Annotated in this window: 1 protein-coding gene (cut by a window edge); it reads left to right on the top strand. The window is 55.3% G+C overall.

Annotation, left to right across the window (positions count from 1 at the left end):
• Positions 1 to 22,015, top strand: partial view of an Ig-like domain-containing protein gene (locus tag DUN60_RS07075; protein WP_162808213.1) — the 3' portion only. The gene continues 9,911 nt to the left of window position 1, outside the view; only the last 22,015 of its 31,926 coding nucleotides appear in the window; the start codon falls outside the window, past its left edge; it ends in the stop codon at positions 22,013 to 22,015.

The following is a 22,015-nucleotide window of genomic DNA, read 5'->3' as shown; positions in this document are numbered from 1 at the left end:
CCTAACGGATGACACGAGCGAAAGCGGCATCAGCGCAGTGGTTGATAGCGATACAGATGCGAACGTGATCAGTGAAAGTGCGGTCAATGGCACCGAAGTGCAGATCACGGGTCTGGCGACGGATGCGGATGCGACGGACACAGTGACGTACGCGCTGACAGACGATTACAACGGTGCGTTCGAAATCGACGCGACCACAGGCGTGGTGACGGTGAAAGACGGCAGCAAGCTGGACTACGAAACCGATACGGCTCCGACCATCGAGATCACGGCGACCTCAACGGATGGCACAAGCAGCAACGCGACGTTCACCATCAACCTAACGGATGACACGAGCGAAAGCGGCATCAGCGCAGTGGTTGATAGCGATACAGATGCGAACGTGATCAGTGAAAGTGCGGTCAATGGCACCGAAGTGCAGATCACGGGTCTGGCGACGGATGCGGATGCGACGGACACAGTGACGTACGCGCTGACAGACGATTACAACGGTGCGTTCGAAATCGACGCGACCACAGGCGTGGTGACGGTGAAAGACGGCAGCAAGCTGGACTACGAAACCGATACGGCTCCGACCATCGAGATCACGGCGACCTCAACGGATGGCACAAGCAGCAACGCGACGTTCACCATCAACCTAACGGATGACACGAGCGAAAGCGGCATCAGCGCAGTGGTTGATAGCGATACAGATGCGAACGTGATCAGTGAAAGTGCGGTCAATGGCACCGAAGTGCAGATCACGGGTCTGGCGACGGATGCGGATGCGACGGACACAGTGACGTACGCGCTGACAGACGATTACAACGGTGCGTTCGAAATCGACGCGACCACAGGCGTGGTGACGGTGAAAGACGGCAGCAAGCTGGACTACGAAACCGATACGGCTCCGACCATCGAGATCACGGCGACCTCAACGGATGGCACAAGCAGCAACGCGACGTTCACCATCAACCTAACGGATGACACGAGCGAAAGCGGCATCAGCGCAGTGGTTGATAGCGATACAGATGCGAACGTGATCAGTGAAAGTGCGGTCAATGGCACCGAAGTGCAGATCACGGGTCTGGCGACGGATGCGGATGCGACGGACACAGTGACGTACGCGCTGACAGACGATTACAACGGTGCGTTCGAAATCGACGCGACCACAGGCGTGGTGACGGTGAAAGACGGCAGCAAGCTGGACTACGAAACCGATACGGCTCCGACCATCGAGATCACGGCGACCTCAACGGATGGCACAAGCAGCAACGCGACGTTCACCATCAACCTAACGGATGACACGAGCGAAAGCGGCATCAGCGCAGTGGTTGATAGCGATACAGATGCGAACGTGATCAGTGAAAGTGCGGTCAATGGCACCGAAGTGCAGATCACGGGTCTGGCGACGGATGCGGATGCGACGGACACAGTGACGTACGCGCTGACAGACGATTACAACGGTGCGTTCGAAATCGACGCGACCACAGGCGTGGTGACGGTGAAAGACGGCAGCAAGCTGGACTACGAAACCGATACGGCTCCGACCATCGAGATCACGGCGACCTCAACGGATGGCACAAGCAGCAACGCGACGTTCACCATCAACCTAACGGATGACACGAGCGAAAGCGGCATCAGCGCAGTGGTTGATAGCGATACAGATGCGAACGTGATCAGTGAAAGTGCGGTCAATGGCACCGAAGTGCAGATCACGGGTCTGGCGACGGATGCGGATGCGACGGACACAGTGACGTACGCGCTGACAGACGATTACAACGGTGCGTTCGAAATCGACGCGACCACAGGCGTGGTGACGGTGAAAGACGGCAGCAAGCTGGACTACGAAACCGATACGGCTCCGACCATCGAGATCACGGCGACCTCAACGGATGGCACAAGCAGCAACGCGACGTTCACCATCAACCTAACGGATGACACGAGCGAAAGCGGCATCAGCGCAGTGGTTGATAGCGATACAGATGCGAACGTGATCAGTGAAAGTGCGGTCAATGGCACCGAAGTGCAGATCACGGGTCTGGCGACGGATGCGGATGCGACGGACACAGTGACGTACGCGCTGACAGACGATTACAACGGTGCGTTCGAAATCGACGCGACCACAGGCGTGGTGACGGTGAAAGACGGCAGCAAGCTGGACTACGAAACCGATACGGCTCCGACCATCGAGATCACGGCGACCTCAACGGATGGCACAAGCAGCAACGCGACGTTCACCATCAACCTAACGGATGACACGAGCGAAAGCGGCATCAGCGCAGTGGTTGATAGCGATACAGATGCGAACGTGATCAGTGAAAGTGCGGTCAATGGCACCGAAGTGCAGATCACGGGTCTGGCGACGGATGCGGATGCGACGGACACAGTGACGTACGCGCTGACAGACGATTACAACGGTGCGTTCGAAATCGACGCGACCACAGGCGTGGTGACGGTGAAAGACGGCAGCAAGCTGGACTACGAAACCGATACGGCTCCGACCATCGAGATCACGGCGACCTCAACGGATGGCACAAGCAGCAACGCGACGTTCACCATCAACCTAACGGATGACACGAGCGAAAGCGGCATCAGCGCAGTGGTTGATAGCGATACAGATGCGAACGTGATCAGTGAAAGTGCGGTCAATGGCACCGAAGTGCAGATCACGGGTCTGGCGACGGATGCGGATGCGACGGACACAGTGACGTACGCGCTGACAGACGATTACAACGGTGCGTTCGAAATCGACGCGACCACAGGCGTGGTGACGGTGAAAGACGGCAGCAAGCTGGACTACGAAACCGATACGGCTCCGACCATCGAGATCACGGCGACCTCAACGGATGGCACAAGCAGCAACGCGACGTTCACCATCAACCTAACGGATGACACGAGCGAAAGCGGCATCAGCGCAGTGGTTGATAGCGATACAGATGCGAACGTGATCAGTGAAAGTGCGGTCAATGGCACCGAAGTGCAGATCACGGGTCTGGCGACGGATGCGGATGCGACGGACACAGTGACGTACGCGCTGACAGACGATTACAACGGTGCGTTCGAAATCGACGCGACCACAGGCGTGGTGACGGTGAAAGACGGCAGCAAGCTGGACTACGAAACCGATACGGCTCCGACCATCGAGATCACGGCGACCTCAACGGATGGCACAAGCAGCAACGCGACGTTCACCATCAACCTAACGGATGACACGAGCGAAAGCGGCATCAGCGCAGTGGTTGATAGCGATACAGATGCGAACGTGATCAGTGAAAGTGCGGTCAATGGCACCGAAGTGCAGATCACGGGTCTGGCGACGGATGCGGATGCGACGGACACAGTGACGTACGCGCTGACAGACGATTACAACGGTGCGTTCGAAATCGACGCGACCACAGGCGTGGTGACGGTGAAAGACGGCAGCAAGCTGGACTACGAAACCGATACGGCTCCGACCATCGAGATCACGGCGACCTCAACGGATGGCACAAGCAGCAACGCGACGTTCACCATCAACCTAACGGATGACACGAGCGAAAGCGGCATCAGCGCAGTGGTTGATAGCGATACAGATGCGAACGTGATCAGTGAAAGTGCGGTCAATGGCACCGAAGTGCAGATCACGGGTCTGGCGACGGATGCGGATGCGACGGACACAGTGACGTACGCGCTGACAGACGATTACAACGGTGCGTTCGAAATCGACGCGACCACAGGCGTGGTGACGGTGAAAGACGGCAGCAAGCTGGACTACGAAACCGATACGGCTCCGACCATCGAGATCACGGCGACCTCAACGGATGGCACAAGCAGCAACGCGACGTTCACCATCAACCTAACGGATGACACGAGCGAAAGCGGCATCAGCGCAGTGGTTGATAGCGATACAGATGCGAACGTGATCAGTGAAAGTGCGGTCAATGGCACCGAAGTGCAGATCACGGGTCTGGCGACGGATGCGGATGCGACGGACACAGTGACGTACGCGCTGACAGACGATTACAACGGTGCGTTCGAAATCGACGCGACCACAGGCGTGGTGACGGTGAAAGACGGCAGCAAGCTGGACTACGAAACCGATACGGCTCCGACCATCGAGATCACGGCGACCTCAACGGATGGCACAAGCAGCAACGCGACGTTCACCATCAACCTAACGGATGACACGAGCGAAAGCGGCATCAGCGCAGTGGTTGATAGCGATACAGATGCGAACGTGATCAGTGAAAGTGCGGTCAATGGCACCGAAGTGCAGATCACGGGTCTGGCGACGGATGCGGATGCGACGGACACAGTGACGTACGCGCTGACAGACGATTACAACGGTGCGTTCGAAATCGACGCGACCACAGGCGTGGTGACGGTGAAAGACGGCAGCAAGCTGGACTACGAAACCGATACGGCTCCGACCATCGAGATCACGGCGACCTCAACGGATGGCACAAGCAGCAACGCGACGTTCACCATCAACCTAACGGATGACACGAGCGAAAGCGGCATCAGCGCAGTGGTTGATAGCGATACAGATGCGAACGTGATCAGTGAAAGTGCGGTCAATGGCACCGAAGTGCAGATCACGGGTCTGGCGACGGATGCGGATGCGACGGACACAGTGACGTACGCGCTGACAGACGATTACAACGGTGCGTTCGAAATCGACGCGACCACAGGCGTGGTGACGGTGAAAGACGGCAGCAAGCTGGACTACGAAACCGATACGGCTCCGACCATCGAGATCACGGCGACCTCAACGGATGGCACAAGCAGCAACGCGACGTTCACCATCAACCTAACGGATGACACGAGCGAAAGCGGCATCAGCGCAGTGGTTGATAGCGATACAGATGCGAACGTGATCAGTGAAAGTGCGGTCAATGGCACCGAAGTGCAGATCACGGGTCTGGCGACGGATGCGGATGCGACGGACACAGTGACGTACGCGCTGACAGACGATTACAACGGTGCGTTCGAAATCGACGCGACCACAGGCGTGGTGACGGTGAAAGACGGCAGCAAGCTGGACTACGAAACCGATACGGCTCCGACCATCGAGATCACGGCGACCTCAACGGATGGCACAAGCAGCAACGCGACGTTCACCATCAACCTAACGGATGACACGAGCGAAAGCGGCATCAGCGCAGTGGTTGATAGCGATACAGATGCGAACGTGATCAGTGAAAGTGCGGTCAATGGCACCGAAGTGCAGATCACGGGTCTGGCGACGGATGCGGATGCGACGGACACAGTGACGTACGCGCTGACAGACGATTACAACGGTGCGTTCGAAATCGACGCGACCACAGGCGTGGTGACGGTGAAAGACGGCAGCAAGCTGGACTACGAAACCGATACGGCTCCGACCATCGAGATCACGGCGACCTCAACGGATGGCACAAGCAGCAACGCGACGTTCACCATCAACCTAACGGATGACACGAGCGAAAGCGGCATCAGCGCAGTGGTTGATAGCGATACAGATGCGAACGTGATCAGTGAAAGTGCGGTCAATGGCACCGAAGTGCAGATCACGGGTCTGGCGACGGATGCGGATGCGACGGACACAGTGACGTACGCGCTGACAGACGATTACAACGGTGCGTTCGAAATCGACGCGACCACAGGCGTGGTGACGGTGAAAGACGGCAGCAAGCTGGACTACGAAACCGATACGGCTCCGACCATCGAGATCACGGCGACCTCAACGGATGGCACAAGCAGCAACGCGACGTTCACCATCAACCTAACGGATGACACGAGCGAAAGCGGCATCAGCGCAGTGGTTGATAGCGATACAGATGCGAACGTGATCAGTGAAAGTGCGGTCAATGGCACCGAAGTGCAGATCACGGGTCTGGCGACGGATGCGGATGCGACGGACACAGTGACGTACGCGCTGACAGACGATTACAACGGTGCGTTCGAAATCGACGCGACCACAGGCGTGGTGACGGTGAAAGACGGCAGCAAGCTGGACTACGAAACCGATACGGCTCCGACCATCGAGATCACGGCGACCTCAACGGATGGCACAAGCAGCAACGCGACGTTCACCATCAACCTAACGGATGACACGAGCGAAAGCGGCATCAGCGCAGTGGTTGATAGCGATACAGATGCGAACGTGATCAGTGAAAGTGCGGTCAATGGCACCGAAGTGCAGATCACGGGTCTGGCGACGGATGCGGATGCGACGGACACAGTGACGTACGCGCTGACAGACGATTACAACGGTGCGTTCGAAATCGACGCGACCACAGGCGTGGTGACGGTGAAAGACGGCAGCAAGCTGGACTACGAAACCGATACGGCTCCGACCATCGAGATCACGGCGACCTCAACGGATGGCACAAGCAGCAACGCGACGTTCACCATCAACCTAACGGATGACACGAGCGAAAGCGGCATCAGCGCAGTGGTTGATAGCGATACAGATGCGAACGTGATCAGTGAAAGTGCGGTCAATGGCACCGAAGTGCAGATCACGGGTCTGGCGACGGATGCGGATGCGACGGACACAGTGACGTACGCGCTGACAGACGATTACAACGGTGCGTTCGAAATCGACGCGACCACAGGCGTGGTGACGGTGAAAGACGGCAGCAAGCTGGACTACGAAACCGATACGGCTCCGACCATCGAGATCACGGCGACCTCAACGGATGGCACAAGCAGCAACGCGACGTTCACCATCAACCTAACGGATGACACGAGCGAAAGCGGCATCAGCGCAGTGGTTGATAGCGATACAGATGCGAACGTGATCAGTGAAAGTGCGGTCAATGGCACCGAAGTGCAGATCACGGGTCTGGCGACGGATGCGGATGCGACGGACACAGTGACGTACGCGCTGACAGACGATTACAACGGTGCGTTCGAAATCGACGCGACCACAGGCGTGGTGACGGTGAAAGACGGCAGCAAGCTGGACTACGAAACCGATACGGCTCCGACCATCGAGATCACGGCGACCTCAACGGATGGCACAAGCAGCAACGCGACGTTCACCATCAACCTAACGGATGACACGAGCGAAAGCGGCATCAGCGCAGTGGTTGATAGCGATACAGATGCGAACGTGATCAGTGAAAGTGCGGTCAATGGCACCGAAGTGCAGATCACGGGTCTGGCGACGGATGCGGATGCGACGGACACAGTGACGTACGCGCTGACAGACGATTACAACGGTGCGTTCGAAATCGACGCGACCACAGGCGTGGTGACGGTGAAAGACGGCAGCAAGCTGGACTACGAAACCGATACGGCTCCGACCATCGAGATCACGGCGACCTCAACGGATGGCACAAGCAGCAACGCGACGTTCACCATCAACCTAACGGATGACACGAGCGAAAGCGGCATCAGCGCAGTGGTTGATAGCGATACAGATGCGAACGTGATCAGTGAAAGTGCGGTCAATGGCACCGAAGTGCAGATCACGGGTCTGGCGACGGATGCGGATGCGACGGACACAGTGACGTACGCGCTGACAGACGATTACAACGGTGCGTTCGAAATCGACGCGACCACAGGCGTGGTGACGGTGAAAGACGGCAGCAAGCTGGACTACGAAACCGATACGGCTCCGACCATCGAGATCACGGCGACCTCAACGGATGGCACAAGCAGCAACGCGACGTTCACCATCAACCTAACGGATGACACGAGCGAAAGCGGCATCAGCGCAGTGGTTGATAGCGATACAGATGCGAACGTGATCAGTGAAAGTGCGGTCAATGGCACCGAAGTGCAGATCACGGGTCTGGCGACGGATGCGGATGCGACGGACACAGTGACGTACGCGCTGACAGACGATTACAACGGTGCGTTCGAAATCGACGCGACCACAGGCGTGGTGACGGTGAAAGACGGCAGCAAGCTGGACTACGAAACCGATACGGCTCCGACCATCGAGATCACGGCGACCTCAACGGATGGCACAAGCAGCAACGCGACGTTCACCATCAACCTAACGGATGACACGAGCGAAAGCGGCATCAGCGCAGTGGTTGATAGCGATACAGATGCGAACGTGATCAGTGAAAGTGCGGTCAATGGCACCGAAGTGCAGATCACGGGTCTGGCGACGGATGCGGATGCGACGGACACAGTGACGTACGCGCTGACAGACGATTACAACGGTGCGTTCGAAATCGACGCGACCACAGGCGTGGTGACGGTGAAAGACGGCAGCAAGCTGGACTACGAAACCGATACGGCTCCGACCATCGAGATCACGGCGACCTCAACGGATGGCACAAGCAGCAACGCGACGTTCACCATCAACCTAACGGATGACACGAGCGAAAGCGGCATCAGCGCAGTGGTTGATAGCGATACAGATGCGAACGTGATCAGTGAAAGTGCGGTCAATGGCACCGAAGTGCAGATCACGGGTCTGGCGACGGATGCGGATGCGACGGACACAGTGACGTACGCGCTGACAGACGATTACAACGGTGCGTTCGAAATCGACGCGACCACAGGCGTGGTGACGGTGAAAGACGGCAGCAAGCTGGACTACGAAACCGATACGGCTCCGACCATCGAGATCACGGCGACCTCAACGGATGGCACAAGCAGCAACGCGACGTTCACCATCAACCTAACGGATGACACGAGCGAAAGCGGCATCAGCGCAGTGGTTGATAGCGATACAGATGCGAACGTGATCAGTGAAAGTGCGGTCAATGGCACCGAAGTGCAGATCACGGGTCTGGCGACGGATGCGGATGCGACGGACACAGTGACGTACGCGCTGACAGACGATTACAACGGTGCGTTCGAAATCGACGCGACCACAGGCGTGGTGACGGTGAAAGACGGCAGCAAGCTGGACTACGAAACCGATACGGCTCCGACCATCGAGATCACGGCGACCTCAACGGATGGCACAAGCAGCAACGCGACGTTCACCATCAACCTAACGGATGACACGAGCGAAAGCGGCATCAGCGCAGTGGTTGATAGCGATACAGATGCGAACGTGATCAGTGAAAGTGCGGTCAATGGCACCGAAGTGCAGATCACGGGTCTGGCGACGGATGCGGATGCGACGGACACAGTGACGTACGCGCTGACAGACGATTACAACGGTGCGTTCGAAATCGACGCGACCACAGGCGTGGTGACGGTGAAAGACGGCAGCAAGCTGGACTACGAAACCGATACGGCTCCGACCATCGAGATCACGGCGACCTCAACGGATGGCACAAGCAGCAACGCGACGTTCACCATCAACCTAACGGATGACACGAGCGAAAGCGGCATCAGCGCAGTGGTTGATAGCGATACAGATGCGAACGTGATCAGTGAAAGTGCGGTCAATGGCACCGAAGTGCAGATCACGGGTCTGGCGACGGATGCGGATGCGACGGACACAGTGACGTACGCGCTGACAGACGATTACAACGGTGCGTTCGAAATCGACGCGACCACAGGCGTGGTGACGGTGAAAGACGGCAGCAAGCTGGACTACGAAACCGATACGGCTCCGACCATCGAGATCACGGCGACCTCAACGGATGGCACAAGCAGCAACGCGACGTTCACCATCAACCTAACGGATGACACGAGCGAAAGCGGCATCAGCGCAGTGGTTGATAGCGATACAGATGCGAACGTGATCAGTGAAAGTGCGGTCAATGGCACCGAAGTGCAGATCACGGGTCTGGCGACGGATGCGGATGCGACGGACACAGTGACGTACGCGCTGACAGACGATTACAACGGTGCGTTCGAAATCGACGCGACCACAGGCGTGGTGACGGTGAAAGACGGCAGCAAGCTGGACTACGAAACCGATACGGCTCCGACCATCGAGATCACGGCGACCTCAACGGATGGCACAAGCAGCAACGCGACGTTCACCATCAACCTAACGGATGACACGAGCGAAAGCGGCATCAGCGCAGTGGTTGATAGCGATACAGATGCGAACGTGATCAGTGAAAGTGCGGTCAATGGCACCGAAGTGCAGATCACGGGTCTGGCGACGGATGCGGATGCGACGGACACAGTGACGTACGCGCTGACAGACGATTACAACGGTGCGTTCGAAATCGACGCGACCACAGGCGTGGTGACGGTGAAAGACGGCAGCAAGCTGGACTACGAAACCGATACGGCTCCGACCATCGAGATCACGGCGACCTCAACGGATGGCACAAGCAGCAACGCGACGTTCACCATCAACCTAACGGATGACACGAGCGAAAGCGGCATCAGCGCAGTGGTTGATAGCGATACAGATGCGAACGTGATCAGTGAAAGTGCGGTCAATGGCACCGAAGTGCAGATCACGGGTCTGGCGACGGATGCGGATGCGACGGACACAGTGACGTACGCGCTGACAGACGATTACAACGGTGCGTTCGAAATCGACGCGACCACAGGCGTGGTGACGGTGAAAGACGGCAGCAAGCTGGACTACGAAACCGATACGGCTCCGACCATCGAGATCACGGCGACCTCAACGGATGGCACAAGCAGCAACGCGACGTTCACCATCAACCTAACGGATGACACGAGCGAAAGCGGCATCAGCGCAGTGGTTGATAGCGATACAGATGCGAACGTGATCAGTGAAAGTGCGGTCAATGGCACCGAAGTGCAGATCACGGGTCTGGCGACGGATGCGGATGCGACGGACACAGTGACGTACGCGCTGACAGACGATTACAACGGTGCGTTCGAAATCGACGCGACCACAGGCGTGGTGACGGTGAAAGACGGCAGCAAGCTGGACTACGAAACCGATACGGCTCCGACCATCGAGATCACGGCGACCTCAACGGATGGCACAAGCAGCAACGCGACGTTCACCATCAACCTAACGGATGACACGAGCGAAAGCGGCATCAGCGCAGTGGTTGATAGCGATACAGATGCGAACGTGATCAGTGAAAGTGCGGTCAATGGCACCGAAGTGCAGATCACGGGTCTGGCGACGGATGCGGATGCGACGGACACAGTGACGTACGCGCTGACAGACGATTACAACGGTGCGTTCGAAATCGACGCGACCACAGGCGTGGTGACGGTGAAAGACGGCAGCAAGCTGGACTACGAAACCGATACGGCTCCGACCATCGAGATCACGGCGACCTCAACGGATGGCACAAGCAGCAACGCGACGTTCACCATCAACCTAACGGATGACACGAGCGAAAGCGGCATCAGCGCAGTGGTTGATAGCGATACAGATGCGAACGTGATCAGTGAAAGTGCGGTCAATGGCACCGAAGTGCAGATCACGGGTCTGGCGACGGATGCGGATGCGACGGACACAGTGACGTACGCGCTGACAGACGATTACAACGGTGCGTTCGAAATCGACGCGACCACAGGCGTGGTGACGGTGAAAGACGGCAGCAAGCTGGACTACGAAACCGATACGGCTCCGACCATCGAGATCACGGCGACCTCAACGGATGGCACAAGCAGCAACGCGACGTTCACCATCAACCTAACGGATGACACGAGCGAAAGCGGCATCAGCGCAGTGGTTGATAGCGATACAGATGCGAACGTGATCAGTGAAAGTGCGGTCAATGGCACCGAAGTGCAGATCACGGGTCTGGCGACGGATGCGGATGCGACGGACACAGTGACGTACGCGCTGACAGACGATTACAACGGTGCGTTCGAAATCGACGCGACCACAGGCGTGGTGACGGTGAAAGACGGCAGCAAGCTGGACTACGAAACCGATACGGCTCCGACCATCGAGATCACGGCGACCTCAACGGATGGCACAAGCAGCAACGCGACGTTCACCATCAACCTAACGGATGACACGAGCGAAAGCGGCATCAGCGCAGTGGTTGATAGCGATACAGATGCGAACGTGATCAGTGAAAGTGCGGTCAATGGCACCGAAGTGCAGATCACGGGTCTGGCGACGGATGCGGATGCGACGGACACAGTGACGTACGCGCTGACAGACGATTACAACGGTGCGTTCGAAATCGACGCGACCACAGGCGTGGTGACGGTGAAAGACGGCAGCAAGCTGGACTACGAAACCGATACGGCTCCGACCATCGAGATCACGGCGACCTCAACGGATGGCACAAGCAGCAACGCGACGTTCACCATCAACCTAACGGATGACACGAGCGAAAGCGGCATCAGCGCAGTGGTTGATAGCGATACAGATGCGAACGTGATCAGTGAAAGTGCGGTCAATGGCACCGAAGTGCAGATCACGGGTCTGGCGACGGATGCGGATGCGACGGACACAGTGACGTACGCGCTGACAGACGATTACAACGGTGCGTTCGAAATCGACGCGACCACAGGCGTGGTGACGGTGAAAGACGGCAGCAAGCTGGACTACGAAACCGATACGGCTCCGACCATCGAGATCACGGCGACCTCAACGGATGGCACAAGCAGCAACGCGACGTTCACCATCAACCTAACGGATGACACGAGCGAAAGCGGCATCAGCGCAGTGGTTGATAGCGATACAGATGCGAACGTGATCAGTGAAAGTGCGGTCAATGGCACCGAAGTGCAGATCACGGGTCTGGCGACGGATGCGGATGCGACGGACACAGTGACGTACGCGCTGACAGACGATTACAACGGTGCGTTCGAAATCGACGCGACCACAGGCGTGGTGACGGTGAAAGACGGCAGCAAGCTGGACTACGAAACCGATACGGCTCCGACCATCGAGATCACGGCGACCTCAACGGATGGCACAAGCAGCAACGCGACGTTCACCATCAACCTAACGGATGACACGAGCGAAAGCGGCATCAGCGCAGTGGTTGATAGCGATACAGATGCGAACGTGATCAGTGAAAGTGCGGTCAATGGCACCGAAGTGCAGATCACGGGTCTGGCGACGGATGCGGATGCGACGGACACAGTGACGTACGCGCTGACAGACGATTACAACGGTGCGTTCGAAATCGACGCGACCACAGGCGTGGTGACGGTGAAAGACGGCAGCAAGCTGGACTACGAAACCGATACGGCTCCGACCATCGAGATCACGGCGACCTCAACGGATGGCACAAGCAGCAACGCGACGTTCACCATCAACCTAACGGATGACACGAGCGAAAGCGGCATCAGCGCAGTGGTTGATAGCGATACAGATGCGAACGTGATCAGTGAAAGTGCGGTCAATGGCACCGAAGTGCAGATCACGGGTCTGGCGACGGATGCGGATGCGACGGACACAGTGACGTACGCGCTGACAGACGATTACAACGGTGCGTTCGAAATCGACGCGACCACAGGCGTGGTGACGGTGAAAGACGGCAGCAAGCTGGACTACGAAACCGATACGGCTCCGACCATCGAGATCACGGCGACCTCAACGGATGGCACAAGCAGCAACGCGACGTTCACCATCAACCTAACGGATGACACGAGCGAAAGCGGCATCAGCGCAGTGGTTGATAGCGATACAGATGCGAACGTGATCAGTGAAAGTGCGGTCAATGGCACCGAAGTGCAGATCACGGGTCTGGCGACGGATGCGGATGCGACGGACACAGTGACGTACGCGCTGACAGACGATTACAACGGTGCGTTCGAAATCGACGCGACCACAGGCGTGGTGACGGTGAAAGACGGCAGCAAGCTGGACTACGAAACCGATACGGCTCCGACCATCGAGATCACGGCGACCTCAACGGATGGCACAAGCAGCAACGCGACGTTCACCATCAACCTAACGGATGACACGAGCGAAAGCGGCATCAGCGCAGTGGTTGATAGCGATACAGATGCGAACGTGATCAGTGAAAGTGCGGTCAATGGCACCGAAGTGCAGATCACGGGTCTGGCGACGGATGCGGATGCGACGGACACAGTGACGTACGCGCTGACAGACGATTACAACGGTGCGTTCGAAATCGACGCGACCACAGGCGTGGTGACGGTGAAAGACGGCAGCAAGCTGGACTACGAAACCGATACGGCTCCGACCATCGAGATCACGGCGACCTCAACGGATGGCACAAGCAGCAACGCGACGTTCACCATCAACCTAACGGATGACACGAGCGAAAGCGGCATCAGCGCAGTGGTTGATAGCGATACAGATGCGAACGTGATCAGTGAAAGTGCGGTCAATGGCACCGAAGTGCAGATCACGGGTCTGGCGACGGATGCGGATGCGACGGACACAGTGACGTACGCGCTGACAGACGATTACAACGGTGCGTTCGAAATCGACGCGACCACAGGCGTGGTGACGGTGAAAGACGGCAGCAAGCTGGACTACGAAACCGATACGGCTCCGACCATCGAGATCACGGCGACCTCAACGGATGGCACAAGCAGCAACGCGACGTTCACCATCAACCTAACGGATGACACGAGCGAAAGCGGCATCAGCGCAGTGGTTGATAGCGATACAGATGCGAACGTGATCAGTGAAAGTGCGGTCAATGGCACCGAAGTGCAGATCACGGGTCTGGCGACGGATGCGGATGCGACGGACACAGTGACGTACGCGCTGACAGACGATTACAACGGTGCGTTCGAAATCGACGCGACCACAGGCGTGGTGACGGTGAAAGACGGCAGCAAGCTGGACTACGAAACCGATACGGCTCCGACCATCGAGATCACGGCGACCTCAACGGATGGCACAAGCAGCAACGCGACGTTCACCATCAACCTAACGGATGACACGAGCGAAAGCGGCATCAGCGCAGTGGTTGATAGCGATACAGATGCGAACGTGATCAGTGAAAGTGCGGTCAATGGCACCGAAGTGCAGATCACGGGTCTGGCGACGGATGCGGATGCGACGGACACAGTGACGTACGCGCTGACAGACGATTACAACGGTGCGTTCGAAATCGACGCGACCACAGGCGTGGTGACGGTGAAAGACGGCAGCAAGCTGGACTACGAAACCGATACGGCTCCGACCATCGAGATCACGGCGACCTCAACGGATGGCACAAGCAGCAACGCGACGTTCACCATCAACCTAACGGATGACACGAGCGAAAGCGGCATCAGCGCAGTGGTTGATAGCGATACAGATGCGAACGTGATCAGTGAAAGTGCGGTCAATGGCACCGAAGTGCAGATCACGGGTCTGGCGACGGATGCGGATGCGACGGACACAGTGACGTACGCGCTGACAGACGATTACAACGGTGCGTTCGAAATCGACGCGACCACAGGCGTGGTGACGGTGAAAGACGGCAGCAAGCTGGACTACGAAACCGATACGGCTCCGACCATCGAGATCACGGCGACCTCAACGGATGGCACAAGCAGCAACGCGACGTTCACCATCAACCTAACGGATGACACGAGCGAAAGCGGCATCAGCGCAGTGGTTGATAGCGATACAGATGCGAACGTGATCAGTGAAAGTGCGGTCAATGGCACCGAAGTGCAGATCACGGGTCTGGCGACGGATGCGGATGCGACGGACACAGTGACGTACGCGCTGACAGACGATTACAACGGTGCGTTCGAAATCGACGCGACCACAGGCGTGGTGACGGTGAAAGACGGCAGCAAGCTGGACTACGAAACCGATACGGCTCCGACCATCGAGATCACGGCGACCTCAACGGATGGCACAAGCAGCAACGCGACGTTCACCATCAACCTAACGGATGACACGAGCGAAAGCGGCATCAGCGCAGTGGTTGATAGCGATACAGATGCGAACGTGATCAGTGAAAGTGCGGTCAATGGCACCGAAGTGCAGATCACGGGTCTGGCGACGGATGCGGATGCGACGGACACAGTGACGTACGCGCTGACAGACGATTACAACGGTGCGTTCGAAATCGACGCGACCACAGGCGTGGTGACGGTGAAAGACGGCAGCAAGCTGGACTACGAAACCGATACGGCTCCGACCATCGAGATCACGGCGACCTCAACGGATGGCACAAGCAGCAACGCGACGTTCACCATCAACCTAACGGATGACACGAGCGAAAGCGGCATCAGCGCAGTGGTTGATAGCGATACAGATGCGAACGTGATCAGTGAAAGTGCGGTCAATGGCACCGAAGTGCAGATCACGGGTCTGGCGACGGATGCGGATGCGACGGACACAGTGACGTACGCGCTGACAGACGATTACAACGGTGCGTTCGAAATCGACGCGACCACAGGCGTGGTGACGGTGAAAGACGGCAGCAAGCTGGACTACGAAACCGATACGGCTCCGACCATCGAGATCACGGCGACCTCAACGGATGGCACAAGCAGCAACGCGACGTTCACCATCAACCTAACGGATGACACGAGCGAAAGCGGCATCAGCGCAGTGGTTGATAGCGATACAGATGCGAACGTGATCAGTGAAAGTGCGGTCAATGGCACCGAAGTGCAGATCACGGGTCTGGCGACGGATGCGGATGCGACGGACACAGTGACGTACGCGCTGACAGACGATTACAACGGTGCGTTCGAAATCGACGCGACCACAGGCGTGGTGACGGTGAAAGACGGCAGCAAGCTGGACTACGAAACCGATACGGCTCCGACCATCGAGATCACGGCGACCTCAACGGATGGCACAAGCAGCAACGCGACGTTCACCATCAACCTAACGGATGACACGAGCGAAAGCGGCATCAGCGCAGTGGTTGATAGCGATACAGATGCGAACGTGATCAGTGAAAGTGCGGTCAATGGCACCGAAGTGCAGATCACGGGTCTGGCGACGGATGCGGATGCGACGGACACAGTGACGTACGCGCTGACAGACGATTACAACGGTGCGTTCGAAATCGACGCGACCACAGGCGTGGTGACGGTGAAAGACGGCAGCAAGCTGGACTACGAAACCGATACGGCTCCGACCATCGAGATCACGGCGACCTCAACGGATGGCACAAGCAGCAACGCGACGTTCACCATCAACCTAACGGATGACACGAGCGAAAGCGGCATCAGCGCAGTGGTTGATAGCGATACAGATGCGAACGTGATCAGTGAAAGTGCGGTCAATGGCACCGAAGTGCAGATCACGGGTCTGGCGACGGATGCGGATGCGACGGACACAGTGACGTACGCGCTGACAGACGATTACAACGGTGCGTTCGAAATCGACGCGACCACAGGCGTGGTGACGGTGAAAGACGGCAGCAAGCTGGACTACGAAACCGATACGGCTCCGACCATCGAGATCACGGCGACCTCAACGGATGGCACAAGCAGCAACGCGACGTTCACCATCAACCTAACGGATGACACGAGCGAAAGCGGCATCAGCGCAGTGGTTGATAGCGATACAGATGCGAACGTGATCAGTGAAAGTGCGGTCAATGGCACCGAAGTGCAGATCACGGGTCTGGCGACGGATGCGGATGCGACGGACACAGTGACGTACGCGCTGACAGACGATTACAACGGTGCGTTCGAAATCGACGCGACCACAGGCGTGGTGACGGTGAAAGACGGCAGCAAGCTGGACTACGAAACCGATACGGCTCCGACCATCGAGATCACGGCGACCTCAACGGATGGCACAAGCAGCAACGCGACGTTCACCATCAACCTAACGGATGACACGAGCGAAAGCGGCATCAGCGCAGTGGTTGATAGCGATACAGATGCGAACGTGATCAGTGAAAGTGCGGTCAATGGCACCGAAGTGCAGATCACGGGTCTGGCGACGGATGCGGATGCGACGGACACAGTGACGTACGCGCTGACAGACGATTACAACGGTGCGTTCGAAATCGACGCGACCACAGGCGTGGTGACGGTGAAAGACGGCAGCAAGCTGGACTACGAAACCGATACGGCTCCGACCATCGAGATCACGGCGACCTCAACGGATGGCACAAGCAGCAACGCGACGTTCACCATCAACCTAACGGATGACACGAGCGAAAGCGGCATCAGCGCAGTGGTTGATAGCGATACAGATGCGAACGTGATCAGTGAAAGTGCGGTCAATGGCACCGAAGTGCAGATCACGGGTCTGGCGACGGATGCGGATGCGACGGACACAGTGACGTACGCGCTGACAGACGATTACAACGGTGCGTTCGAAATCGACGCGACCACAGGCGTGGTGACGGTGAAAGACGGCAGCAAGCTGGACTACGAAACCGATACGGCTCCGACCATCGAGATCACGGCGACCTCAACGGATGGCACAAGCAGCAACGCGACGTTCACCATCAACCTAACGGATGACACGAGCGAAAGCGGCATCAGCGCAGTGGTTGATAGCGATACAGATGCGAACGTGATCAGTGAAAGTGCGGTCAATGGCACCGAAGTGCAGATCACGGGTCTGGCGACGGATGCGGATGCGACGGACACAGTGACGTACGCGCTGACAGACGATTACAACGGTGCGTTCGAAATCGACGCGACCACAGGCGTGGTGACGGTGAAAGACGGCAGCAAGCTGGACTACGAAACCGATACGGCTCCGACCATCGAGATCACGGCGACCTCAACGGATGGCACAAGCAGCAACGCGACGTTCACCATCAACCTAACGGATGACACGAGCGAAAGCGGCATCAGCGCAGTGGTTGATAGCGATACAGATGCGAACGTGATCAGTGAAAGTGCGGTCAATGGCACCGAAGTGCAGATCACGGGTCTGGCGACGGATGCGGATGCGACGGACACAGTGACGTACGCGCTGACAGACGATTACAACGGTGCGTTCGAAATCGACGCGACCACAGGCGTGGTGACGGTGAAAGACGGCAGCAAGCTGGACTACGAAACCGATACGGCTCCGACCATCGAGATCACGGCGACCTCAACGGATGGCACAAGCAGCAACGCGACGTTCACCATCAACCTAACGGATGACACGAGCGAAAGCGGCATCAGCGCAGTGGTTGATAGCGATACAGATGCGAACGTGATCAGTGAAAGTGCGGTCAATGGCACCGAAGTGCAGATCACGGGTCTGGCGACGGATGCGGATGCGACGGACACAGTGACGTACGCGCTGACAGACGATTACAACGGTGCGTTCGAAATCGACGCGACCACAGGCGTGGTGACGGTGAAAGACGGCAGCAAGCTGGACTACGAAACCGATACGGCTCCGACCATCGAGATCACGGCGACCTCAACGGATGGCACAAGCAGCAACGCGACGTTCACCATCAACCTAACGGATGTGAACGAAGCGCCAAACGCCAACGATGACACATACACACATACTCAAGGTTTATCAGGCGCTTATTACGGACACAATAGTCAAGTGAGCAGTGTAGCGGTTGCCCTTTCAGTGATTAACGCTGGTGATCCAGATGTCACTTTTACAGCAACGGATCTTGATTACTCCTTGAGCGTGACGAGTGGAGTCGATGATGATACGCAATTAAGAGACTTCTTAGGTGACGACGCGGATAGTATTTCTGGCAATGTTCCTAACGGAACAACCGATGGGGTGTTCAATTTAACTGGGGCAATTTATTTAGATGAAGGGGAATTTGCGCTTAAGGTGAATGCTGACGACGGTTATTCAATCGTAATTGATAGAGTTGTCGTTGCTGAAGTGGACCGTAACCAATCACCAACAGAACGAATTCATGATGTTTTTGAAATTACTGATGCTGGTTATCACACCATAGAAATTGTTTATTGGGACCAAGGCGGTAACGCTGTACTTGATATTGACATTGGCCAGTATGATGAAGACGGTAATCTGATTGGTGCGTTTACTCCATTGTTGGACGCTCCTACATTAAATGATGAGTTAAGTACCGTAGAAGATGTCGCGCTAATAATTGATCCAGAAACACTATTAGGTAATGACACAGATCCTGATGGCGATGTGTTAAGCATTATTAGTGTACAAGATGAAAATAATGGAAGAGCGTCTATTGACCCTATAACGGGTAAAATCATTTTTGAGCCAGCAGAGAACTATAGCGGAGAGGCTACATTTACTTATACAGTTTCTGATAATAATGGTGGGTCAAGCACAGCAAAAGTAACTGTCTTTGTTAGTAAAGTTAATGATGCGCCAGCTCTCGATTCGGATACAAGCTTTGTAAAAGAAGAGCAGAGCGCTACAGGCAATGTCTTGACTAATGATTATGATCAAGACGATATACTCACAGTTGATAGTTTCCGTGTCGATGGTCAAATTTCGATGGCTGGCAATGCTTTGACACTGAGTGGGATTGGTTCAATTGTGATTGAATCTAATGGTGATTATGTATTTACTCCAATATCTCATTGGAGTGGGGATGTGCCAGCTATTGAGTACACGACGAATACTGGTGCTAGTGCTAGCCTTAATATCAAAGTTGAGGCTGTAGCTGATATTCCAACGATTGAACCGCTGGAAGAAAGTAAAGTTGTTTTCGATTCAGGGTTTGAAACAGGAGTCAATGGTCAAGGGTTTTATAGTCAAGTTGGAGCTTGGAAGCCTGCCTCGGGGGCTGAATCGATTGAAGTTTGGGTTAATGGGTCTCAAATGCTGACTGGTAATGGTCGTTATATCACGGTTAATGCATCGGAAGGGCAGAATATTGTTGAACTAAACAGCTCTGAAAATTTTGCTAATGCTAGTGGTATACAAACAAATCTTGATACAACTTCAGGAAAACTGTACACGATTACGCTTGATGTCGCACCTAGACCCGGCTATGGAGCTTCGGTTAATTCGTTTGATGTTGTTGTTGATGGTATTGTTGTGGGAACTTGGAGTGCTTCAGGCATAGGTGATAATTCACTAAATTGGAATGAAGTTCAGTTTAGTTTTATGGGATCTGATGATATTACCAATATTCAACTGATTGAGTCTGGGGTAGATAATAGACAAGGCCGTGGCGTTCTTATTGATGATATTAAAATAGTAGAACACGATGGAGTTCAAGCTGGAAATTCCGACCCACAAACTCATATTGAACTTGTCGAGTATATTAATGGTTCATTAGTTGATATTGACGGTTCTGAGTCGTTAAGTTATGAAATTGGTAATATTCCTCTAGGTGGTTATATCTATGTCGGAGGGGTACTTCTTACACCAATTGATGGTAAGATCACACTTACTACTGAGCAATTACAAGTCGCTAAACTTGCATTTGATAAGGCGATGATAGGCTCTTTTTCATTGACAGTTTCTTCGATTGCGCTTGAAGCCTCTAACGATAGTTCAGCTAAATCAGTACCGGCAGTTATTGATTTTGTAATTGCTAAAGAAGGTGTTAACACTTCCCCTATTACCTCTGATAGTGATCTTATTTTGACCGGTGATTTTAATGATCAGATCACATCGGGTTGGGTGCAGTCGCCAGGCTTAACGCCTGTTCGTTATGATATTGGTGATGCTAATATTATTGATAGTCAAGCGGGTAATGACCATGTTGCTTCTGGTAATGGTAATGACACAATAATGCTTGGCGAGAGTCATACCCCTGGTTTTGATGAAACCCCATCAGCTTATCAAGCTGCTATTGTTGAGAAAAATCAGTTTGCAGCTGGTTCAGATGCCTCAAAACTGAATGAACACGACCTCGACTCATTTGTTAGTGGCTATAGCCCTTCTGCGCATGTCGATGCAGCTCATGCTGGCGATGGTAGTGATAGTGTTTATGGTCAAGAAGGTATCGACTTAATTTATGGTGGTAATGGTGATGATTATTTAGATGGTGGTATTGGCGATGATGTTTTGAGAGGCGGTGTTGGTAGCGATACATTAGTTGGCGGTTCGGGTAATGATATTCTTATTGGCGGAACGGGTAATGATATTCTTACTGGCGGAGAAGGTGATGACATCTTCAAATGGGTTGATGACTCATTAGATAACCAAGAAGATGTGATTACTGACTTTAATCGTGATAGTGATAATATCGATTTGTCCGAGCTTGTGTCTGATACCGGAAGTTCTGACATGAATGATTTACTGTCAAAGATTGATGTTTCAATTGATGGGGAAGATCTTACCTTAACAATCCCATTTGGCTCTGAAAATCAAACCATTGTGCTTGATCATGCTGCAACTCAGTTCAATGAGTTTACAGAACAACCTGATGGACACTATTCTCAATCTGACATGTTAGCAATTTTGAATATACTTCAAGTGGACTAA

The sequence above is a fragment of the Vibrio splendidus genome, assembly GCF_003345295.1.
Classification (GTDB): domain Bacteria; phylum Pseudomonadota; class Gammaproteobacteria; order Enterobacterales; family Vibrionaceae; genus Vibrio; species Vibrio splendidus_K.
The sequence above is the reverse complement of the archived record's forward strand: the minus strand, read 5'-3'. Positions and strand labels throughout refer to the sequence as shown.